The sequence below is a fragment of the Pseudomonas sp. NFACC25 genome (assembly GCF_900100935.1).
In the GTDB taxonomy this organism is placed as follows: Bacteria; Pseudomonadota; Gammaproteobacteria; order Pseudomonadales; family Pseudomonadaceae; genus Aquipseudomonas; species Aquipseudomonas marginalis.
The window spans coordinates 541,273-562,118 of sequence record NZ_FMUC01000003.1 but is presented as its reverse complement, the minus strand read 5'-3'; the positions used below and the strand labels follow the sequence as shown (position 1 = coordinate 562,118).

Genomic DNA, 20,846 nt, shown 5'->3' with positions numbered 1-20,846 from the left:
AAAACCACACGCTTGGGGCATAATCCGCCACCACTGGAATGCATCGAGCCAATCAGCTACAAAGATGCCCAGCGCGATAAAGAGTTCAGAGTGTGCTGCATTTATCTGAACAACACCCGAACAACAATAGACGCTCCCCACATTTTGGCCGATCAGCCCAAGCGCTGTGCAGTGAGCCGAAAAAGGATATTCATGAAGAAGCTGTGTTTGCTCGGCCTTGTTGCCACGCTGGCCACCCACCCCGTCTGGGCAGAAACAAAGCCTGCTGCGCTTAAGGACAAGGACGCTTTCGTCAGCGACCTGCTCAAGCAGATGACCCTGGATGAAAAGATCGGCCAATTGCGCCTGATCAGCATCGGCCCGGAAATGCCCCGCGAGCTGATCCGCAAGGAAATCGCCGCCGGCCGCATCGGTGGCACGTTCAACTCCATCACCCGCCCGGAAAACCGTCCGATGCAGGACGCGGCCATGCGCAGCCGCTTGAAGATCCCGATGTTCTTCGCCTATGACGTGATCCACGGCCACCGCACGATCTTCCCGATCAGCCTGGCCCTGGCCTCCAGCTGGGACATGGACGCCATCGGCCGCTCCGGGCGTATCGCCGCCCAGGAAGCCGCCGCCGACAGCCTCGACATCACCTTTGCACCGATGGTCGATATCTCCCGCGACCCGCGCTGGGGTCGCACGTCCGAAGGCTTCGGTGAAGACACCTATCTGGTCTCGCGCATTGCCGAGGTGATGGTCAAGGCCTTCCAGGGCGCCAGCCCCGCGAATGCCGACAGCATCATGGCCAGCGTCAAGCACTTCGCCCTCTACGGCGCAGTGGAAGGCGGGCGTGACTACAACGTGGTCGACATGAGCCCGGTCAAGATGTACCAGGACTACCTGCCGCCGTACCACGCGGCGATCAAGGCCGGCTCCGGCGGCGTGATGGTGGCGCTGAACTCGATCAATGGCGTGCCCGCCACCGCCAACACCTGGCTGATGAACGACCTGCTGCGCAAGGACTGGGGCTTCAAGGGCCTGGCCGTCAGCGACCACGGCGCGATCTTCGAGCTGATCAAGCACGGCGTGGCCAAGGACGGGCGCGAAGCCGCCAAGCTGGCGATCAAGGCCGGCATCGACATGAGCATGAACGACTCGTTGTACGGCAAGGAATTGCCGGGGCTGCTCAAGTCCGGCGAGATCGAACAGAGCGACATCGACAACGCCGTGCGTGAAGTGCTCGCTGCCAAGTACGACATGGGCCTGTTCAAAGACCCGTACCTGCGCATCGGCAAGGCCGAGGATGACCCGGCCGACACCTACGCCGACAGCCGCCTGCACCGTGCCGAGGCCCGTGATGTGGCGCGCCGCAGCCTGGTGCTGCTGAAGAACCAGAACGACGCCCTGCCGCTGAAAAAGTCCGCGACCATCGCGCTCGTGGGCCCACTGGCCAAGGCGCCGATCGACATGATGGGCAGTTGGGCGGCGGCCGGCAAGCCGGAGCAATCGGTCACGCTGCTTGACGGCATGAACGCGGTCATCGGCGAAAAAGGCAAGATCATCTACGCCCGTGGCGCCAACATCACCAACGACAAGGCGGTGGTCGACTACCTCAACTTCCTCAACTTCGATGCACCGGAAGTGGTGGATGACACCCGCCCGGCCCAGGTGATGATCGATGAAGCGGTCAAGGCCGCCAAGGATGCCGACGTGGTGGTCGCCGCCATGGGTGAATCCCGTGGCATGTCCCACGAATCGTCGAGCCGCACCGACCTGAATATCCCGCAAAGCCAGCGCGACCTGATCAAGGCCCTGAAAGCCACCGGCAAACCGCTGGTGCTGGTACTGATGAACGGCCGCCCGCTGTCGATCCTGGAAGAGAAACAACAAGCCGACGCGATCCTGGAAACCTGGTTCGCCGGTACCGAAGGCGGCAACGCCATCGCCGACGTGCTGTTCGGTGACTACAACCCATCTGGCAAGCTGCCGATCACCTTCCCACGCTCCGTGGGGCAGATTCCGACCTACTACAACCACCTGACCATTGGCCGGCCATTCACCCCGGGCAAGCCGGGCAACTACACCTCACAGTACTTCGATGACACCACCGGGCCGCTGTTCCCGTTTGGCTATGGCCTGAGCTACACCACGTTCAGCCTGTCGGACATGGCGCTGTCGTCCACCACCCTGAACAAGACCGGCAAGCTCGACGCCAGCGTCACGGTGCAGAACACCGGCAAGGTCGATGGCGAAACCGTGGTGCAGTTGTATATCCAGGACGTGGCGGGTTCGATGATCCGTCCGATCAAGGAGCTGAAGAACTTCCAGAAGGTCATGCTCAAGGCTGGCGAAGAACGCACGCTGCACTTCACCATCACCGAGGACGACTTGAAGTTCTACAACACCCAGCTCAAGTTCGCCGCCGAACCGGGTGAGTTCAATGTGCAGATCGGGCTGGACTCCCAGGACGTACAGCAGCAGACCTTCGAACTGCTCTAACACCTGACACGGTCAAAAAATGTGGGAGCAAGCCCCCTCCCACATTTGACCTCAGTGTTCTTGCTAGCCGCGTCGATCCAGCAGGTTCACCACCAACCGATCAATCCACCCCCACACCCGCTGCTTCACCCGCCGCCACAACGGCCGCGCCTTCCACGCTTCCAGGCTGACCACCAGGCTCTGGGCAAAATCCGCGGTAAAGCTCGCCGCCACCGCCTGCGTCAGCCCGGGGTCCAACGCTTCCAGGTTGGCTTCCAGGTTGAAGCGCAGATTCCAGTGATCGAAGTTGCACGAGCCGATACTCACCCAATCGTCCACCAGCGCCATCTTCAGGTGCAAAAAGCACGGCTGGTATTCAAAGATCTGCACGCCTGCACGCAGCAAGCGCGGGTAATAACGGTGCCCGGCGTAGCGCACGGAGGGGTGGTCGGTGCGCGGGCCGGTGAGCAGCAAACGCACATCCACCCCACGCCCTGCGGCCCGACGCAATGCGCGGCGCACGCCCCAGGTGGGCAGGAAATACGGCGTGGCGAACCAGATACGTTGCTGGCTGCTGTTCAGCGCGCGGATCAGCGATTGCAGGATATCGCGGTGCTGTCGGGCGTCTGCATAGGCCACTCGGCCCAGGCCTGGCCCCGTCGCCGGCACCTTGGGCAAACGCGGCAAACCGAAATGGGTGGCGGGCTTCCACGCACGGCGCGCGACATTGGCGTGCCATTGCCGTTCGAACAGCGCTTGCCAGTCCAGCACCAGCGGGCCGTGGACCTGCACCATCACCTCATGCCACTCGGCGGTGTCTTGCCCCGGCGTCCAGAACTCATCGGTGACGCCCGTGCCGCCGACCACGGCAGTTTCCTGGTCGATCAGCAACAGCTTGCGGTGGTCGCGATACAGGTTGCGCATCCAGCGGCGCCAGCTCAGGCGATTGTAGAAACGCAGCTCCACACCGGCGTCGGTCAGGCGCTTACGCAGCCCCAGGGTAAACGCCAGGCTGCCGTAGTCATCAAACAGGCAGCGCACCCGCACGCCGCGCTCGGCGGCCAGCACCAGCGCCTGCACCATCGCTTCGGCGCAGGCGCCAGCCTCCACCAGATACAATTCCAACTCCACTTGCCGCTCGGCCCGGGCAATGCCCACCAGCATCTGCGGAAAAAATTGCGGGCCGTCGATCAACAACTCGAAACGGTTGGCGCTGCGCCACGGGAACACTGCGCCGCTCATGTCAGCGCGCCGTAAAGATCAGCACCGCACCCACCGGCACCGACAAACTGATCGACTTAAGCCCTGCCGCCTTGCGCAACGCTGCCACCCCCGGCGCCAGGTCGAAATCCTCCGCACGCAACACCACCGGTTCCAGGGTCACCACCTGGAAGCGTCGGTCATCCAGGCGCGTGGCCAACAACTCGGCGCTGTAGGTCTGGGTCTTGCCATGCAGGGTGACGCTCAAGGGCAAGCGCAGTTCCAGTTGCGCGCCAGGCGCCAGGTCATTGATGGGTTGCAGATTGATCTGTGCGCTGATCAGCGCCTTGGGGAAAGTCTTGATCTCGAACAGCTGGTTGCGCATGCGCTCGTCGCGCAGCGGGATGCCGCTGTTGACCGACTCCAGCTCTACTTCCAATTGCGCCGCGCCCTTGCCGTCGACCTTGCCGTGCAGCACCAGGAAGCGATGGACTTCAGCAATCTCGGTGTTTTTGGTGGTGACGAACGACAGGCGCGAGGACTCGTTGTCCAGGTACCAGTCGGCATGGGCGGGCACCGCGGCAGCGGCCAGCAGGGCGAAGGCCAGGGGTTTGATAACAGACGCGTTGAACATTAAGCACTCGTGGGGCGAAAAACCTGCACGAACCTTAAGCGCAATGTCACGAACGGCGCAAATCCAATGTGGGGGGTGACTTGCGCTGTGTCAGGGATTCAGACGACAGCCCTGTCGATCCCCCAACCACCGCGCGCTGTGCGTACGCCCCAAGCCACTCGCCGTCACTTCACTGCGTTCCGGGTTATCGCTGAACCCACTGGTGGGCACGTACTGCTTCACATAACCCCGGCAATAGTCGGCTGGATTGTTCGCCACATAGCGGCACGAGCAGTACTCCTTGGCGGTATACGCCGCGATGATATCGGGGAAGGCTTGCAGGTTGACGCGCTCGTGCCAAACCCAGCCTGACAGGGCGAGCAACAGCACCAGAAAAAGGCTGGTAAACGGCCGACGACGCATCATGGTTGCACCGCCGCAAGCACGCGCTTGAGCAGTTCGTTGTGGCGGTAGCTGCCGTCGCGATCATCGCCATAGCGCACGATCACCAGGTGTTCGTCGGGCATCACGTACAGCGCCTGTCCCCAATGACCGAGGGCGGCGAAGGTGTCGGCGGGGGCGTCGGGCCAGGGTCTCGAGGCGCCTTGGTTGAGCCACCATTGGCCACCGGGGACGGCTTCGTCCTGGCCGGCGGTGTATTTGTCGAAGGGTTGGCGGTTGAACGCCACCCAGTCCCTGGGCAGCAATTGTTGATCCCCCCAGCGCCCGTCGCGGGCCATCAGCAGGCCGACACGCGCCAGGTCACGCGCGGTGAGGAACGCATAGGACGAGGCGACAAAGGTTTCGTCGGCATCGGTTTCCCAGGTGGCGTTATGAATGCCCAGCGGCTTGAACAGCGCGTCCCAGGGGTAACTCATGTACGCCTTGTGGCCGAGCATGCCCTTGAGCGCGGCGGACAGGATATTGCTGTCGCCGCTGGAATAACGAAAGGCCTGGCCCGGTGCGCTGAAGGACTCAGTGCTGGCGGCGAACTCGGCCATATCGGCGCGACCACGGGTGTAAAGCATCGCCACCACCGAGGACTTCAGCGGCGCGTATTCATACTCTTCCTGCCAGTCCAGGCCCGAGGCCCAGTGCAGCAGGTCGGCCATGGTCACCTTGGGGTGTTGTTTCATCGGCGGGTAAAAGCGTGCCGCAGGGTCGGTCAGTTTGAAACGGTTTTCGCCGTAGGCCACGCCGAGCACCGTGGCCATCAGGCTTTTGCTGATGGACCAGGTCAAGTGTGGCGTGCTGGCCGTGGTCGGTGCGGCGTAGCGTTCATAGATGACCACACCGTCGCGGATCACCAGCAGCGCGTCGGTGCGAATGCCTTGGCGGGCAGTGTCGTCACGGGGCGGGAATGCATAGGCGTCAAGGGCTTCGACGGCGGGTCCTGCGAGCGGCGTGCCCTTGGCCCAGTCCTTGTCGGGCCAGGTTTCAGCGCAGGCGGTAACGGTGACGAACAGCAGGGAAACGCACAGCAGGCCTCTGACCATGGACACACACTCAAGGGAGCATTCAAGCCCGCGAGCCTAGCCGAGGGCAATGACAGATTTGCTACAGAGACCCTGTCATCCAAGCGTCACCATAACTTCATGGAGATGACACCGGGGCTACATAGCCTGACTTTGGACAACAAAGTCGACCGGCCGAAACGTGGCTGGCACTCGGAGATTCGCCATGACTCAGATCGCCCGCATCAGCGACACCGGCAATGAACGCCGTCTGCAAGCCGAACGCCTGGTTGGCGCCAAGGCTTTGCAGGAAGCCCAGGCCCTGCGTTTCAACGTCTTCAGCGGCGAGTTCAACGCCAAGCTCAAAGGCGCGGAACACGGCCTGGACATGGATGACTATGATGTTCACTGCAGCCACATCGGCGTGCGGGACTTGAACAGCGGTCGACTCGTCGCCACCACCCGTTTGCTCGACCACCAGGCCGCCAGCACCCTGGGCCGGTTCTACAGCGAAGAAGAATTCAGCCTGCATGGCCTGCTGCATCTGCAGGGCCCGATCCTGGAAATCGGCCGCACCTGCGTCGACCCGGCCTACCGCAACGGCGGCACCATCGCCGTGTTGTGGGGCGAGTTGGCCGAAGTGCTCAACCAGGGCGGCTACAGCTACCTGATGGGCTGCGCGAGCATCCCGATGCACGACGGCGGCATCCAGGCCCACGCGATCATGCAGCGCCTGCGCGAACGTTACCTGTGCAACGAACACCTGCGCGCCGAACCGAAAAAACCGCTGCCGGCGCTGGACCTGCCGACCAACGTGATCGCCGAGATGCCGCCGCTGCTCAAGGCCTACATGCGCCTGGGTGCGAAGATCTGCGGCGAGCCGTGCTGGGATGAAGATTTCCAGGTCGCCGACGTGTTCATCCTGCTTAAGCGCGATGAGCTATGCCCGCGCTATGCGCGCCACTTCAAGGCGGCCATGTGATGAGCCGCCTGCGCGTGTACGGGCGCATCGCCCGGGTGCTGGTGGTAGTGGCGCTGGGCTTGAGCATGGCCAGTGTGTTTGGCGTGTTCGAACGCTTGGGCGTGGCCAACTCGATGGTGCGGCGCCAACGCTGGTCGCGGTTCTTCATGGCGCGGCTGACCAATGCCCTGCCCTTTCGCGTGACAGTGCACGGCGAGTTGCCGACCCAGCACATGCTGTGGGTGAGCAACCACGTGTCCTGGACCGATATTCCGTTGCTGGGCGCAGTGGCGCCGATGTCGTTTTTGTCCAAGGCCGAAGTGCGCACCTGGCCGGTGGCCGGCTGGTTGGCGGCCAAGGCCGGTAGCTTGTTTATCCGTCGCGGTTCGGGCGACAGCCAGTTGATCCGCAAGCAGATGACCCGCCACCTGGAACAACAGCACCCGCTGCTGATGTTCCCCGAAGGCACCACCACCGACGGCCGCAGCCTGCGCACCTTCCACGGGCGCTTGCTGGCCAGTGCGATTGACGCGGATGTGTCGCTGCAACCGGTGGCCATCCGTTATCTGCGCAATGGGCAGGTCGACCCGCTGGCACCGTTTATTGGCGATGACGATTTGCTCTCGCACCTGATGCGCCTGTTCGGCAATGACCAGGGCGATGTGGAAATCCACGTGCTCAAACCGATTGCCTGCGCCGGACAGGAACGTGCGGCACTGGCGTTCCAGGCGCAGCAGGCGGTGCAGAAGGCGTTGTTTGGGCCGATGCCGGAGACTGAACAAGTAGCGGCGCGACCAGCCTTTGCCGCGTGATATGAGCTAGACACTGCTCCAAATGTGGGAGGGGGGGCTTGCCCCCTCCCACATTTAGCTTTGTGTTGTCAGGTGGTTATGCGCGAAGGCTTGCAGTTCGGGGTAGAAGATCCGGAAGTCTTCACTCAACGGCTCATACAACTCACGCAATTCCTGCATCGCAAACCCTAATTCCTGGGGTTGTGTGAGCCGCCGCGAAATCCCGCGCAACACCGGCTCTATCACCGCGAACTCGCGGTACGACCCCAACCAGTCATCCGCCGCCATATACGGCGCTATCTGCGCCAGCCGCCCCGGCAACTGCGGTTCGGCCGCCAGCACGCGGTACACCTGCGAGGTGAAGTGCTCCAGGGGCTGATCGGCGTACAGCGCCCAATCCCGCGCCAGGCAGTGATCGAAGAACACATCAAGGACAATCCCGGCATAGCGCCGCCGGGTGAGGCTGAAGCGCGACAACGCCTCGCCCACCAACGGGTGGCTGTCGGTGAAGCGGTCGATCGAGCGATGCAACTGGATCGCCGCTTCGATTGGCGGGCTGAACTGGCCTTGCAGGCGGCCTTTGACAAAGTCGCCATACAGGCTGCCCAGCAGTTGCGCAGGAAGTTGGCCGCCCAGGTGCAGATGTGCGAGATAATTCATGCCGCGCAGTCTAGCACTGGCGCCAACGTATCGTTATAACCCGATATACCGATTCAGCCTGAGCTCAGAGCAAATTCATATTGGTATATCGGGATATAACGATTTAAAGTTCGCCTCATCGCGATATAACGCTTTACGACACCGAGCACCTGCCATGTCCATCGACCTCGACGAAATAATAAAAGCCCTGGCGCACCCAGTACGACGAGACATCCTCACCTGGCTGAAAGACCCGAAAGTGCAGTTCCCCGAGCAAGTGCACAACCACGAATACGGCATCTGTGCCGGGCAGATCGACCAGCGCTGCGGCTTGTCCCAGTCGACCGTGTCGGCCCACCTGGCCACCTTGCAACGGGCGGGATTGATCAGCAGCCAGAAGGCCGGGCAGTGGCACTTTTTCAAGCGCAATGAGGAAGTGATCCAAGCCTTCCTCGCGGCGCTTACCACTGAACTCAGCGCTGAAATCAGCGCGACGTTGTAACAAGGAAACGATAATGCCCCTCTCGCTACTCATCCTGGCCCTGAGCGCCTTCGCCATCGGCACTACCGAGTTCGTGATCATGGGCCTGCTGCCTGATGTGGCGGCGGACCTCGGCGTGTCGATTCCCGGCGCCGGCTGGCTGGTCACCGGCTATGCCCTGGGCGTGGCCATTGGTGCGCCATTTATGGCACTGGCCACCGCCAGGTTGCCCCGCAAGGCGGCCCTGGTAGCGTTGATGGGCATCTTCATTATCGGCAACCTGCTCTGCGCCCTGGCCAGTGACTACAACGTGCTGATGGTTGCCCGTGTGATCACCGCGCTATGCCACGGTGCGTTCTTCGGCATCGGTTCGGTGGTCGCCGCCAACCTGGTGCCGGCCAACAAGCGCGCTTCGGCCGTGGCCCTGATGTTCACCGGCTTGACCCTGGCCAACGTGCTTGGTGTGCCACTGGGCACCGCGCTGGGCCAGGAAGCCGGCTGGCGCTCGACCTTCTGGGCAGTGACGGTGATTGGCGTAGTGGCGTTGATCGGCCTGATCCGCTTCCTGCCGGCCAAGCGTGACGAAGAAAAACTCGACATGCGCGCCGAACTGGCCGCCCTCAAGGGTGCCGGCATCTGGTTGTCGCTGAGCATGACCGCGCTGTTCGCCGCATCCATGTTCACCCTCTTCACCTATGTTGCGCCGCTGCTCGGCGATGTCACCGGCGTGTCGCCCAAAGGCGTGACCTGGACCCTGCTGCTGATCGGCCTGGGCCTCACCGTGGGCAATATCATCGGCGGCAAGCTGGCGGACAAACGCCTGGCAGCCACCCTGATCGGCGTGTTTATCAGTATGGCGGTGGTGTCCACCGCGCTGACCTGGACCAGCGTCGCCGTGATCCCGACCGAGATCACCCTGTTCCTCTGGGCCACCGCTTCATTTGCCGCCGTACCTGCGCTGCAGATCAACGTGGTGACCTTCGGCAAGGCCGCACCGAACCTGGTGTCCACCCTGAACATCGGTGCCTTCAACATCGGCAATGCCCTCGGCGCCTGGGTGGGCGGCAGCGTGATTGCCCACGGTTTCGGCCTGAGCAGCGTGCCTCTGGCGGCAGCGGCCCTGGCGATCCTGGCGCTGCTGGTGACCCTGATTACTTTCCGTCAGGGCGGCGATGCCGACCTGGCCCCTGCGACCCACTGATCAACTTCAAAGAGAAGGGTGTTTTCCCATGACGACTATTTTCGATCCGATCAAACTGGGCGACCTGGAGCTGTCGAACCGCATCATCATGGCGCCGCTGACCCGCTGCCGCGCCGATGCCGGCCGCGTACCCAACGCGCTGATGGCCGAGTACTACGTGCAACGTGCTTCCGCCGGGCTGATCCTCAGCGAAGCCACTTCGGTGACACCGCTGGGCGTGGGCTACCCGGACACGCCGGGCATCTGGTCCAACGACCAGGTGCGCGGCTGGGCCAATATCACCAAGGCCGTGCATGGCGCAGGGGGCAAGATCTTCCTGCAACTGTGGCACGTCGGCCGCATTTCCCACGCGTCCTACCTGAACGGCGAAACCCCGGTGGCGCCGAGCGCGATCCAGGCTAAAGGTCACGTCAGCCTGGTGCGCCCATTGGCCGACTACCCAACGCCGCGTGCTCTGGAAACCGCTGAAATCGCCGACATCGTCGACGCTTACCGCACCGGCGCCGAGAACGCCAAGGCCGCAGGCTTTGATGGCGTGGAGATCCACGGCGCCAACGGCTACCTGCTCGACCAGTTCCTGCAAAGCAGCACCAATAAGCGCACCGATAACTATGGTGGGTCCCTGGAAAACCGTGCACGCCTGCTGTTGGAAGTGACCGATGCGGCCATCGAGGTCTGGGGCCCTGGCCGTGTGGGTGTGCATTTGGCACCGCGCGCCGATGCCCACGACATGGGCGACGACAACCTGAAGGAGACCTTCACCTACGTCGCCAGCGAGCTGGGCAAGCGTGGTATCGCCTTCATCTGCTCCCGTGAAAAGGCAGGTGCGGACAGCCTCGGTCCTCAGTTAAAAAAAGCCTTTGGCGGCGTGTACATCGCCAACGAACGTTTCACCAAGGACAGTGCCAATGCCTGGCTGGCCGAAGGCAAAGCGGACGCCGTGGCCTGGGGTGTGCCGTTCATTGCCAACCCGGACCTGCCAGCACGCCTGAAAGCCGATGCGCCGTTGAACGAAGCGCATCCGGAAACCTTCTACGGCCAGGGCCCGGTGGGCTACATCGATTACCCGACGCTGCCACTGTAATCACCCGACACGCGAAACCAAATGAGGGAGGGGGCTTGCCCCCGATGGCGGTGCCTCAGTCACTGTATGTGTTGACTGAACCACTGCCATCGGGGGCAAGCCCCCTCCCACATTGTTGCCCTGGGAAACACTCCTTAACAGCCTTGCAACAAAATCCCTACAAAATACTTAGGCGGCTATGTATCAACCGCCCGCCAGCCCGTATATAAAGTCACCCCACCTATCAGGCAGAAGGACGATTGACGGTCCTTAGGCTTTACTGTTGACACAACCTGATGCAATTACGCATTTTGTCTCAATTGCGCAGGCTGGGGCTCAGGCGCAGCATATCGAGCCCTGCATCCACCCAGCGTTCGGCCTCCTGATGTAGCTGGAAGCTGTCGGGTACCAGCAGCCACTGGCCAATCAGCCCGTTGATGTAGGCATGGATGCACACTGCGCCACGGGTGGTGTCGAGGTTTTCCGGAAGTTGCCCGCGATGGACCGCGTTACGCAGTGTCAGGCCGATGCGCAGGTTGCATTCCAGGCTGTGGGTCTGGCGCTGACGGCGCATGTCGCACATTTCATCGGTGAATTCGCACTTATGAAACAAAATCTCATTGATGCGCCGGGTTTTCGGGTCCAGGGCCACCTGATGAAACAAATGAATCAGCAGCTTGCGCATGCACCCCAACGGATCGACTTCGTCCTCGCTTTCACTGGCCCTGGCCAATTCGTCCAGTGGCTCATGCAGCGTGTCCAGCAGGGCCTGCAACAGATCGGATTTATTACTGAAGTGCCAATAAATGGCGCCCCGCGTGACACCGGCCAGCGCAGCGATATCCGCCAGCGTAGTCCGTGCAACGCCGCGTTCATAAAAGGCTTGCTCGGCGGCTTCGAGAATTTGGCTGCGCGTTTCCTGAGCTTCCTCTTTAGTGCGACGAACCATGGCAGTACAACCTCAATCAGGACACATAAGACTATCGCTAACGCAGTGTTAATAGACGTTAACGATCATCCGAATATTTGTGGGACGACACCGTCATGGGCGCCGAACGTAGTGGAATCGAGGCTTTTGGCTTGCTTTGTCAACAATCCGCGCAGCCTGTCAAGAGTTTACAAACAACCATGAACGTAAGTATATTGCGTAGCAAGCTACTTATCTACTCACAGCGTGTTTTTTACCCTTCCACACTTCTTGTGCGCACCCTGCGCGCCTGACCCGAGGATCTTCATGCAACTTAAGCCAGCTGTTACCGCTCTGGTCACTGCCGTCGCCCTGGCATCGCTGCTCAGCGGATGTAAAAAGGAAGAAGCGGCTCCGCCCGCTCAAGTCCCTCAGGTCGGCGTGGTCACCATTCAACCGCAAGCCTATACCCTGACGTCCGAGCTGCCAGGCCGCACCACCGCCTACCGCATCGCGGAAGTTCGCCCACAGGTCAACGGCATCATCCTCAAGCGCCTGTTCAAGGAAGGCGCGGATGTGAAGGAAGGCCAGCAGCTCTATCAGATCGATCCGTCGGTCTATGAAGCCACGCTGAAAAGCGCACAAGCCAGCCTGACCCAGACCAAGTCCATCTCCGACCGCTACAAGCAGTTGGTCGATGAGCAAGCCGTCAGCCGCCAGGAATACGACACCGCCGTGGCCAACCGCATGACTGCGGAAGCAAACGTGCAAACCGCCCAGATCAACGTGCGCTACACCAAGGTGTTCGCGCCGATCTCCGGGCGTATCGGTCGTTCTTCGGTGACCGAAGGCGCGCTGGTCAGCAATGGCCAGACCGATGCCATGGCGGTAATCCAGCAACTGGACCCGATCTACGTCGACGTCACGCAGTCTTCGGCTGAAATGCTGAAACTGCGCCGCGACCTGGAAAGCGGCCAACTGGAAAAAGCCGGCGCCAACGCCGCCAAGGTCAAGCTGACCCTGGAAGACGGCAGCGACTACGGTCATGACGGCAAACTGGAATTCTCCGAAGTCTCGGTCGATCAGACCACCGGCTCCGTGACCCTGCGCGCCGTGTTCCCCAACCCTGACCACACCCTGCTGCCGGGCATGTTCGTACACGCCCAGCTGCAAGCCGGCGTGAACAGCAAGGCGATCCTCGCGCCGCAGCAAGGCGTGACCCGCGACCTCAAGGGCATCCCGACAGCGCTGGTGGTCAACGCCGACAACAAGGTCGAGCAGCGTGTACTGGTGGCCAACCGCACCGCCGGCGCCTATTGGCTGGTGGAGAAAGGCCTGAACGCCGGTGACCGCGTGATCACCGAAGGCCTGCAGTACGTCAAGCCGGGTGTGGAGGTAAAGGTCAAGGAGGCTGACAACGCCAAGCCCGCCGGTTCCGCCGCTGCTCCTGCTGCCGCGCCTGGCCAGGGGGAGTAATCCATGTCGAAATTTTTTATCGACCGTCCCATTTTCGCCTGGGTAATTGCCCTGGTGATCATGCTGGTCGGGGCACTGTCGATCCTGAAGTTGCCCATCAACCAATACCCGGCCATCGCGCCAACCGCCATCGACATCCAGGTAACCTACCCAGGCGCGTCCGCACAAACCGTGCAGGACACCGTGGTGCAGGTCATCGAGCAGCAGCTCAACGGTATCGACAACCTGCGTTATGTGGCCTCGGACAGTAACTCCGACGGCAGCATGACCATCACCGCGACGTTCAACCAGGGTACCAACCCGGACATCGCCCAGGTGCAGGTGCAGAACAAGCTGAACCTGGCGACCCCATTGCTGCCGCAGGAAGTGCAGCAACAGGGTATCCGCGTAACCAAGTCGGTGAAGAACTTCCTGATGGTGATCGGCCTGGTGTCGGAAGACGGCAGCATGACCAAGGATGACTTGTCCAACTACATCGTTTCCAACATCCAGGACCCGATTTCCCGGACCGCAGGTGTGGGTGACTTCCAGGTGTTCGGTTCGCAGTACGCCATGCGTATCTGGCTGGACCCGGCCAAGCTGAACAACTTCCAGCTCACGCCGGTGGATGTCAGCACGGCCATCTCGGCACAGAACGTCCAGGTGGCCACCGGTCAATTGGGCGGCCTGCCTGCCCTGCCCGGCAACCAGCTGAACGCCACCATCATCGGCAAGACCCGCCTGCAGACGGCTGAGCAGTTCGGCAATATCCTCATGAAGGTCAATGCCGACGGTTCCCAGGTTCGCCTGCGTGACGTGGCGCGTATCGAACTCGGCGGCCAGAACTACAGCATCAGCGCGCAGTTCAACGGCAACCCGGCTTCCGGTATGGCGATCAAGCTCGCGTCGGGCGCCAACGCCCTGGACACCGCCAAGGCCATCCGTGCCACCGTGGCGTCCCTGGAACCGTTCTTCCCGCCTGGCATGAAGGCGGTGGTGCCGTATGACACCACCCCGGTCGTGACCGAATCGATCTCCGGTGTAGTGCACACCCTGATCGAAGCGATCGTGCTGGTGTTCCTGGTGATGTTCCTGTTCCTGCAGAACTTCCGCGCCACCATCATCACCACCATGACCGTACCGGTGGTATTGCTGGGTACCTTCGGGATCCTCGCGGCGTTCGGTTTCACCATCAACACATTGACCATGTTCGGCATGATCCTCGCCATCGGCCTGCTGGTGGACGACGCCATCGTCGTGGTGGAAAACGTCGAGCGGGTAATGGCCGAGGAGCATTTGTCGCCGAAAGAGGCGACGGTCAAGTCCATGGGCCAGATCCAGGGCGCCCTGGTGGGTATTGCCCTGGTACTGTCGGCGGTACTGTTGCCGATGGCATTCTTCGGCGGCTCCACCGGTGTGATCTACAAACAGTTCTCCATCACCATCGTTTCGGCCATGGCGTTGTCGGTACTGGTTGCCCTGATCTTCACCCCGGCCCTGTGCGCCACCATGCTCAAGCCGATCGACCCGGAAAAACACGGCCAACCCAAGCGTGGTTTCTTCGGCTGGTTCAACCGCACCTTCGACCGTGGCGTACTGAGCTACGAGCGCGGCGTGGGTAACATGATCAAGCACAAGATCCCGGCCTTCCTGGTGTACGCCCTGATCATCGCCGGCATGATCTGGCTGTTCATGCGCATCCCGGCTGCGTTCCTGCCCGATGAAGACCAGGGTGTGATCTTTGCCCAGGTGCAGACCCCGGTAGGTTCGTCGGCTGAACGCACGCAAAAAGTCATCGACGACATGCGCGCCTACCTGCTCAATGACAAGGAAGGCGAGCCGGGCGAAGGCAAAGGCGTGAAATCGGTGTTTACCGTGAACGGCTTCAACTTCGCCGGTCGTGGCCAGAGTTCGGGCCTGGCCTTCGTGATGCTCAAGCCGTGGGATGAGCGCGACTCGTCCACCTCGGTGTTCGAGATTGCCAAGCGTGCCCAGGGTTACTTCATGCAGACCTTCCAGGACGCCATGGTGTTTGCCATTGTGCCGCCGTCTGTACTGGAACTCGGTAACGCCACCGGTTTCGACGTGTTCCTGCAAGACCAGGGCGGTGTCGGCCATGAAAAGCTGATGGCGGCGCGTAACCAGTTCCTGGGCATGGCTGCCCAGAGCAAGATCCTGGCCGGTGTGCGCCCCAACGGCGTGAACGATGAGCCGCAATACGAGCTCACCGTCGACGACGAGAAGGCCAGTGCCCAGGGCATCACGCTGTCCAACATCAACCAGACCCTGGCGATTGCCTTGGGTGGCAGCTACGTCAACGACTTCATCGACCGTGGTCGGGTGAAGAAGGTTTACGTGCAAGGTGAAGCCGCCAGCCGGATGTCCCCGGAAGACCTGAACAAATGGTACGTGCGCAGCGACTCCGGGAAGATGGTGCCGTTGTCGGCCATCGCCTCGGGCAAGTGGATCTACGGCTCGCCGAAGCTCTCGCGTTATAACGGTGTAGCGGCGATGGAAATCCTCGGTACCCCGGCACCGGGCTACAGTACCGGTGACGCCATGGCCGAAGTCGAACGCATCGCCAAGCAACTGCCGGCGGGCGTGGGCTACGCCTGGACGGGCCTGTCGTATGAAGAACGCCTGTCCGGCTCCCAGGCGCCGGCACTGTATGCGCTGTCGCTGCTGGTGGTGTTCCTGTGCCTCGCGGCGCTGTACGAAAGCTGGTCGATCCCGATCGCAGTGATCCTGGTGGTTCCACTGGGCGTGGTGGGTGCGTTGATCGCCACCAGCATGCGCGGCTTGTCCAACGACGTGTTCTTCCAGGTGGGCTTGCTGGTGACGGTGGGCCTGGCGGCGAAGAACGCCATCCTGATCGTGGAGTTCGCCAAGGAACTCCACGAGCAAGGCAAAGGCATCGTCGAGGCGGCCATCGAGGCCTCGCGGATGCGCCTGCGGCCGATCATCATGACCTCCATGGCGTTCGTCCTCGGCGTGTTGCCGCTGGCGATCTCCTCGGGTGCCGGCTCAGGCAGCCAGCACGCAATCGGTACCGGTGTCATTGGCGGTATGATCACGGCCACGGTGCTGGCGATCTTCTGGGTCCCCCTGTTCTTCGCGAGCGTGTCCGCCATGGGCGAACGTAACAAGACTGAACCTAAGCAAACTCCTCAAGAGGCTGGCCAATGAGCAAGTCGCTACTTTCCTTAGCCGTCACCGCATTCGTGCTCAGTGGCTGCTCGCTGATCCCTGACTACCAGCGCCCTGAAGCGCCGGTGGCAGCTCAGTTCCCACAGGGGCCGGCGTATTCGTCGGCCCAGGCGCCGGGCCAGGCCGCTGCCGAGCAGGGCTGGAAGCAGTTTTTCCATGACCCTGCCCTGCAACAGCTGATCCAGACCGCGCTGGTGAACAACCGTGACCTGCGTGTCGCGGCGCTGAACATCGACGCGTATGCGGCGCAGTACCAGATCCAGCGTGCCGACCTGTTCCCGGCCGTATCGGCCACGGGCAGCGGCAGCCGTTCGCGCACCCCGGCCAAGCTGTCGCAGACCGGCGAATCGACCATCACCAGCCAGTACTCGGCCGGCCTCGGGATCAGTTCTTATGAGCTGGACCTGTTCGGTCGTGTGCGCAGCCTGAGTGAAGAAGCGCTGCAAAAGTACTTCGCCACTGAAGAAGCACGGCGCAGCACCCAGATCAGCCTGGTGGCCAGCGTGGCGAATGCCTACCTGACCTGGCAGGCCGACAAGGAACTGCTCAAGCTGACCCAGGACACCCTCGGCGCGTACGAGCAGAGCTTCAAACTGACCTCGCGCAGCAATGAAGTCGGTGTGGCGTCGGCCCTCGACCTCAGCCAGGCGCGCACCTCGGTGGAAAATGCCCGCGTGGCACTGGCACGCTACACCCGCCAGGTGGCCCAGGACGAAAACAACCTGACCCTGCTGCTGGGCACCGGCCTGCCGGCGAATATCGCCAGCAAGCCGCTGTCGGATGACCTGCTCAGCGACGTACCGGCCGGCTTGCCCTCCGACCTGCTGCAACGTCGTCCCGACATCGTGCAGGCCGAGTACAACCTCAAGGCCGCCAACGCCAACATCGGTGCGGCCCGTGCAGCGTTCTTCCCGAGCATCAGCCTGACCGCCAGCGCCGGTACCGCCAGCCCTACCCTGGGCGGCCTGTTCAAAGGCGGTTCGGGCACCTGGTCGTTCGCCCCGCAGATCAACATCCCGATCTTCAACGCCGGCAGCCTGCGCGCCAGCCTGGACTATTCGAAGATCCAGAAAGAGATCAACGTGGCGAACTACGAGAAGGCGATCCAGACCGGCTTCCAGGAAGTCTCCGACGGCCTCGCCGCGCGTGAGACCTACAAGCAGCAGTTGGAGGCCCAGCGTGGCTTCGTCGCGGCCAACCAGGATTACTACCGCCTGGCCGAGCGTCGCTACCGCATCGGTGTCGACAGCAACCTGACCTTCCTCGACGCCCAGCGCCAACTGTTCAGTGCCCAGCAATCGCTGATCACCGACCGCCTGGCGCAGCTGACCAGCGAGGTCAACCTGTACAAGGCCCTCGGTGGTGGCTGGAACGAGCAGACCGCGAAGAACGAGCCGTTGAAAGAAGAAGCACCGGCGTTGAAGTTGTTCTGATAGCGCCGCAATAAACAAAAACCGCCTCCCTTATCAGGAGGCGGTTTTTTATGGCCCGCGATATTTTACAGGCTGGGTGCCAAGGTTAAGTTCTCAATTCACTGACTTGAACCTGGAACACAGAACTCGAAATATCATACTGGGTGTTTTGACCGTCCGAGCCACGAGCAGTGATTGAGAAATTAAACTCACCGATAAACCAGAACCCTTCGTCTGGATGATCAGTGCGCCTTACGCGGAATGTACCCGTCGGATCAGAAAACCCGTATGAGAATTCAGGCCGCATAATAAAAAGCGTATCAACACTATTTGGCGGCCCCCCAGGCCCTGTGATCGGGTAATCAGTAAAGGTTTTCAGCTCTCTCCCTGCGAACTCGAGGACCGCACGATCACCTCCATCACGGGGCAAGCACTGAATAAAATAACTCGAGTCTGAGTAGATCACGAAAAATACATTACCCAGGTCGATGGGGTCATAACTGCCATTGACACTGGCGTTGATCTCACAAAGAACTGGAACCTTCGCTTGCACTCGGTGCTTGGGGACAAACTTACCCGTTGCGCCGTGGTTTGCTAACGCGCAGGTGATTTGAAGGGCATGGCAGACAACTTCCATATCGCCCTTGCCATCTGGCTTGAAGTAGATGGAAAACTGCATGCTCAGCGCTATACGGCCGTCCTTGTATTCAAGAAGGTCAACCGTCAGGGACCCCGAATATTCGTCCGGGAAATACTCGATGCGGTTTCCCAAGGCAAAAGCCGCCCTGACTCCAGGGTCCTCCGGCCGGATCGGATAGGTCTGGCCTGCTTTCAGCCCTTCAGCCTTAAGGGTCAGTTCATTTTTCGAACCGGGATTGTCTTCAAACCCTAAACAAATGGAAAACTGAGCACCCTCGATATAGATCAACTCGAATGTGTCGAATGTAATCGGGATCTTCTTGTTACTCCCAAAGATCAGGTCCGCGTTGAACGTATTCGACGACGTTAACAACTCACCTATGTCTGTTCCAAAGCTCATGAGCACTTCTCCCTTGAGCACCAGAAAAATACTGCCACCGCCTTGAACATAGGCGTTCAAAAACGGGCCATCTACTGTCAACCCTGACAGTAGACGCAGAAGCGGTTAAACATAAGGCTGACAGGTTGGCCAAGCGCTTTGTGGCGAGCGGGCTTGCCCCGCTCGTCACAAAGCGCTCCCGCCTTGCTTTGCGCTCAACCTTTCAGGTTAAAATCTGTCACAGATTCTTACAGACCACAGAGGGAGCTTGTCGTAATGATCGTAGGAATCGACCTGGGGACCACTAACAGTCTCGCAGCCGTCTGGCGCGGCGATGCCGCCGAAATGGTGCCCAATGCCCTGGGCCAGTTGCTGACCCCCAGCGTGGTCGGGCTGGATGACCAAGGCCGTGTCCTGGTGGGCCAGGCCGCCAAGGAGCGCCTGCACACCCACCCGCACCTGACGACTTCGCTGTTCAAGCGCTACATGGGCAGCGCCACCGAGGTGCGCCTGGGCGACCGCTCGTTCCGCCCCGAAGAACTCTCGGCGCTGGTACTCAAAAGCCTCAAGGAAGACATCGAGCGCACCTACGGCCAAACCGTTACCGACGCGGTGATCAGCGTGCCCGCCTATTTCAGCGACGGCCAACGCAAGGCCACGCGCATCGCCGGTGAACTGGCCGGGCTCAGCGTTGAGAAACTGATCAACGAACCGACCGCCGCGGCCTTGGCCTACGGCCTGCACCAGCGTGATAAAGAAACCTCGTTCCTGGTCTTCGACCTTGGCGGCGGCACCTTCGACGTGTCGATCATCGAGCTGTTCGACGGGGTGATGGAAGTACGCGCCAGCGCCGGCGACAACTTTCTCGGCGGCGAAGACTTCGACACCCTGTTGCTCGAACACTTTGTCGACAGCCAACGCAACGCCACGGGTTTCCCGCCCACCAGCACGGTGCTGCAAGCCCTGCGCCGCGAAGCCGAGCGCGTACGCAAAGCCTTGGGCCAGGACGACAGCGCCGAGTTCGCCCTGCGCATCGACGGCCAGCAATGGACAAAAACCATCACCCAACAGGAACTGGCCAAGCTCTACACGCCGCTGCTGGAACGCCTGCGCGCGCCGATCGAACGCGCCCTGCGCGATGCGCGGATTCGGGTCGGCGACCTGGATGAAATCCTGCTGGTGGGCGGTACCACACGCATGCCGCTGGTGCGCAAACTCGCCGCCGGCCTGTTCGGGCGCTTTCCCTCCATCAGCCTCGATCCCGATCAGGTGGTCGCCCATGGTGCGGCGATCCAGGCCGCCCTCAAGGCCCGTTCCGCGGCCCTCGAAGAAGTGGTGCTGACCGACGTCTGCCCCTACACCCTGGGGATCGAAACCTCCAACCAGTACGGCGGCCATATCGAAAGCGGCCATTACCTGCCGTTGATCGAACGCAACAGCAGCGTGCCGGTGAGCCGGGTCAAAAGCGTGGTCACCCTGCACGACGACCAGGCCCACGTACTGCTGAAGATTTATCAGGGCGAAAGCCGCCTGGTCAAAGACAACATCGAGCTGGGCCAACTGGATATTCCGGTGCCCAAGCGCAAGGCCGGTGAAGTCTCCCTGGACGTGCGTTTCACCTACGACAACAACGGCCTGCTGGAAGCCCAGGTGAATATCCCGCTGACCGGCGAGCAGCATTCGCTGGTGATCGAGAACAACCCCGGCGTGCTCAACCCGCAGGAGATCCAGCAACGCCTGCAAGCCCTGGCGCAATTGAAGGTCCACCCCCGCGACCAGCAGGTCAATACCGTGCTCGTCGCCCGCCTCGAACGGCTCTACCAGGAAAACCTCGGCGAGCTGCGCGAACAGCTCGGGCATTGGGCGGCGCAGTTCCAGCAGGTACTCGACACCCAGGACGAACGCCGCATCCGCGAAGCGCGCAGCGAACTGAGCCGTCAACTTGAGCAACTCGACAACGGGTTCTGGCGCTGAGGGCACA

At 61.5% G+C, this 20,846-nt stretch carries 17 protein-coding genes; 10 read left to right on the top strand and 7 right to left on the bottom strand.

Translation table 11 applies throughout. The annotated features are described in order from the left end of the window. The first annotated feature begins 192 nt into the window (after positions 1-192). Entirely contained in the window at positions 193-2,484 is a 2,292-nt protein-coding gene (gene bglX / locus BLQ09_RS10280) for a beta-glucosidase BglX (RefSeq protein WP_092356509.1), read from the top strand. 63 nt (positions 2,485-2,547) lie between these two features. On the opposite strand, the gene BLQ09_RS10275 is transcribed toward bglX, so the two are convergent. From BLQ09_RS10275 to BLQ09_RS10260, 4 genes are all read right to left on the bottom strand, one after another. After that, entirely contained in the window at positions 2,548-3,705 is a 1,158-nt protein-coding gene (locus tag BLQ09_RS10275; RefSeq protein WP_027604381.1) for a phospholipase D-like domain-containing protein, read from the bottom strand. A gap of 1 nt (position 3,706) precedes the next feature. Beyond that, the gene (locus BLQ09_RS10270; protein WP_092356506.1) at positions 3,707-4,297 is read right to left on the bottom strand and encodes a YceI family protein; all 591 of its coding nucleotides are present in this window, start codon (positions 4,295-4,297) and stop codon (positions 3,707-3,709) included. Positions 4,298-4,387: 90 nt separating this feature from the next. Further along, the gene (locus BLQ09_RS10265) at positions 4,388-4,702 is read right to left on the bottom strand and encodes a hypothetical protein (RefSeq protein ID WP_027604383.1); all 315 of its coding nucleotides are present in this window, start codon (positions 4,700-4,702) and stop codon (positions 4,388-4,390) included. Continuing rightward, a complete protein-coding gene (locus BLQ09_RS10260) occupies positions 4,699-5,772 on the bottom strand; it encodes a serine hydrolase domain-containing protein (protein WP_092356503.1) in 1,074 nt (357 codons plus the stop codon). The genes BLQ09_RS10265 and BLQ09_RS10260 overlap by 4 nt, the downstream gene beginning before the upstream one ends. Before the next feature lie 184 nt (positions 5,773-5,956). Between BLQ09_RS10260 and olsB the strand changes: the two genes are divergently transcribed. Both olsB and BLQ09_RS10250 read left to right on the top strand, forming a co-directional pair. Beyond that, positions 5,957-6,712: an L-ornithine N(alpha)-acyltransferase gene (olsB, locus tag BLQ09_RS10255; protein WP_027604385.1), complete on the top strand. Its 756-nt coding sequence runs from the start codon at positions 5,957-5,959 to the stop codon at positions 6,710-6,712. Further along, positions 6,712-7,503, top strand: coding sequence for a lysophospholipid acyltransferase family protein (locus BLQ09_RS10250; protein ID WP_027604386.1), 792 nt, complete (start codon positions 6,712-6,714; stop codon positions 7,501-7,503). Before olsB ends, BLQ09_RS10250 begins: the two co-directional genes overlap by 1 nt. A 54-nt stretch (positions 7,504-7,557) precedes the next feature. Here BLQ09_RS10250 and BLQ09_RS10245 read toward each other — a convergent pair whose 3' ends face one another. Further along, the gene (locus tag BLQ09_RS10245; RefSeq protein WP_027604387.1) at positions 7,558-8,142 is read right to left on the bottom strand and encodes an acyl carrier protein phosphodiesterase; all 585 of its coding nucleotides are present in this window, start codon (positions 8,140-8,142) and stop codon (positions 7,558-7,560) included. Between the two features lie 154 nt (positions 8,143-8,296). Between BLQ09_RS10245 and BLQ09_RS10240 the strand changes: the two genes are divergently transcribed. The 3 genes from BLQ09_RS10240 to BLQ09_RS10230 are packed head-to-tail and all read left to right on the top strand — an operon-like array spanning position 8,297 to position 10,887. Beyond that, positions 8,297-8,623, top strand: a complete 327-nt coding sequence (locus BLQ09_RS10240) for an ArsR/SmtB family transcription factor (protein WP_027604388.1) — start codon at positions 8,297-8,299, stop codon at positions 8,621-8,623. 13 nt (positions 8,624-8,636) lie between these two features. After that, positions 8,637-9,803: an MFS transporter gene (locus BLQ09_RS10235; RefSeq protein WP_027604389.1), complete on the top strand. Its 1,167-nt coding sequence runs from the start codon at positions 8,637-8,639 to the stop codon at positions 9,801-9,803. 28 nt (positions 9,804-9,831) lie between these two features. Further along, positions 9,832-10,887 (top strand): alkene reductase, encoded by a 1,056-nt coding sequence (locus tag BLQ09_RS10230; protein ID WP_027604390.1) that lies wholly within the window; start codon positions 9,832-9,834, stop codon positions 10,885-10,887. Positions 10,888-11,182: 295 nt separating this feature from the next. On the opposite strand, the gene BLQ09_RS10225 is transcribed toward BLQ09_RS10230, so the two are convergent. Beyond that, positions 11,183-11,815 (bottom strand): TetR family transcriptional regulator, encoded by a 633-nt coding sequence (locus BLQ09_RS10225; RefSeq protein ID WP_027604391.1) that lies wholly within the window; start codon positions 11,813-11,815, stop codon positions 11,183-11,185. 285 nt (positions 11,816-12,100) lie between these two features. On the opposite strand from BLQ09_RS10225, the gene BLQ09_RS10220 reads away from it, so the two are divergent. The 3 genes from BLQ09_RS10220 to adeC are packed head-to-tail and all read left to right on the top strand — an operon-like array spanning position 12,101 to position 17,868. Next, positions 12,101-13,249, top strand: a complete 1,149-nt coding sequence (locus tag BLQ09_RS10220) for an efflux RND transporter periplasmic adaptor subunit (protein ID WP_027604392.1) — start codon at positions 12,101-12,103, stop codon at positions 13,247-13,249. Positions 13,250-13,252: 3 nt separating this feature from the next. Continuing rightward, positions 13,253-16,414 (top strand): efflux RND transporter permease subunit, encoded by a 3,162-nt coding sequence (locus BLQ09_RS10215; protein WP_027604393.1) that lies wholly within the window; start codon positions 13,253-13,255, stop codon positions 16,412-16,414. Continuing rightward, the gene (adeC, locus tag BLQ09_RS10210; protein ID WP_027604394.1) at positions 16,411-17,868 is read left to right on the top strand and encodes an AdeC/AdeK/OprM family multidrug efflux complex outer membrane factor; all 1,458 of its coding nucleotides are present in this window, start codon (positions 16,411-16,413) and stop codon (positions 17,866-17,868) included. The genes BLQ09_RS10215 and adeC overlap by 4 nt, the downstream gene beginning before the upstream one ends. Before the next feature lie 85 nt (positions 17,869-17,953). Here the strand turns inward: adeC and BLQ09_RS10205 are convergent, their stop codons facing one another. Then, the gene (locus BLQ09_RS10205) at positions 17,954-18,946 is read right to left on the bottom strand and encodes a hypothetical protein (protein ID WP_139202106.1); all 993 of its coding nucleotides are present in this window, start codon (positions 18,944-18,946) and stop codon (positions 17,954-17,956) included. 195 nt (positions 18,947-19,141) lie between these two features. On the opposite strand from BLQ09_RS10205, the gene BLQ09_RS10200 reads away from it, so the two are divergent. Continuing rightward, entirely contained in the window at positions 19,142-20,839 is a 1,698-nt protein-coding gene (locus tag BLQ09_RS10200) for a molecular chaperone HscC (RefSeq protein WP_092356500.1), read from the top strand. Positions 20,840-20,846 lie beyond the last annotated feature (7 nt).

Bases quoted from the DNA above. Each gene is read 5' to 3' on its own strand.
- bglX (WP_092356509.1), top strand. From the start codon at position 193: ATGAAGAAGCTGTGTTTGCTCGGCCTTGTTGCCACGCTGGCCACCCAC.
- BLQ09_RS10275 (WP_027604381.1), bottom strand. From the start codon at position 3,705: ATGAGCGGCGCAGTGTTCCCGTGGCGCAGCGCCAACCGTTTCGAGTTG.
- BLQ09_RS10270 (WP_092356506.1), bottom strand. From the start codon at position 4,297: ATGTTCAACGCGTCTGTTATCAAACCCCTGGCCTTCGCCCTGCTGGCC.
- BLQ09_RS10265 (WP_027604383.1), bottom strand. From the start codon at position 4,702: ATGATGCGTCGTCGGCCGTTTACCAGCCTTTTTCTGGTGCTGTTGCTC.
- BLQ09_RS10260 (WP_092356503.1), bottom strand. From the start codon at position 5,772: ATGGTCAGAGGCCTGCTGTGCGTTTCCCTGCTGTTCGTCACCGTTACC.
- olsB (WP_027604385.1), top strand. From the start codon at position 5,957: ATGACTCAGATCGCCCGCATCAGCGACACCGGCAATGAACGCCGTCTG.
- BLQ09_RS10250 (WP_027604386.1), top strand. From the start codon at position 6,712: ATGAGCCGCCTGCGCGTGTACGGGCGCATCGCCCGGGTGCTGGTGGTA.
- BLQ09_RS10245 (WP_027604387.1), bottom strand. From the start codon at position 8,142: ATGAATTATCTCGCACATCTGCACCTGGGCGGCCAACTTCCTGCGCAA.
- BLQ09_RS10240 (WP_027604388.1), top strand. From the start codon at position 8,297: ATGTCCATCGACCTCGACGAAATAATAAAAGCCCTGGCGCACCCAGTA.
- BLQ09_RS10235 (WP_027604389.1), top strand. From the start codon at position 8,637: ATGCCCCTCTCGCTACTCATCCTGGCCCTGAGCGCCTTCGCCATCGGC.
- BLQ09_RS10230 (WP_027604390.1), top strand. From the start codon at position 9,832: ATGACGACTATTTTCGATCCGATCAAACTGGGCGACCTGGAGCTGTCG.
- BLQ09_RS10225 (WP_027604391.1), bottom strand. From the start codon at position 11,815: ATGGTTCGTCGCACTAAAGAGGAAGCTCAGGAAACGCGCAGCCAAATT.
- BLQ09_RS10220 (WP_027604392.1), top strand. From the start codon at position 12,101: ATGCAACTTAAGCCAGCTGTTACCGCTCTGGTCACTGCCGTCGCCCTG.
- BLQ09_RS10215 (WP_027604393.1), top strand. From the start codon at position 13,253: ATGTCGAAATTTTTTATCGACCGTCCCATTTTCGCCTGGGTAATTGCC.
- adeC (WP_027604394.1), top strand. From the start codon at position 16,411: ATGAGCAAGTCGCTACTTTCCTTAGCCGTCACCGCATTCGTGCTCAGT.
- BLQ09_RS10200 (WP_092356500.1), top strand. From the start codon at position 19,142: ATGATCGTAGGAATCGACCTGGGGACCACTAACAGTCTCGCAGCCGTC.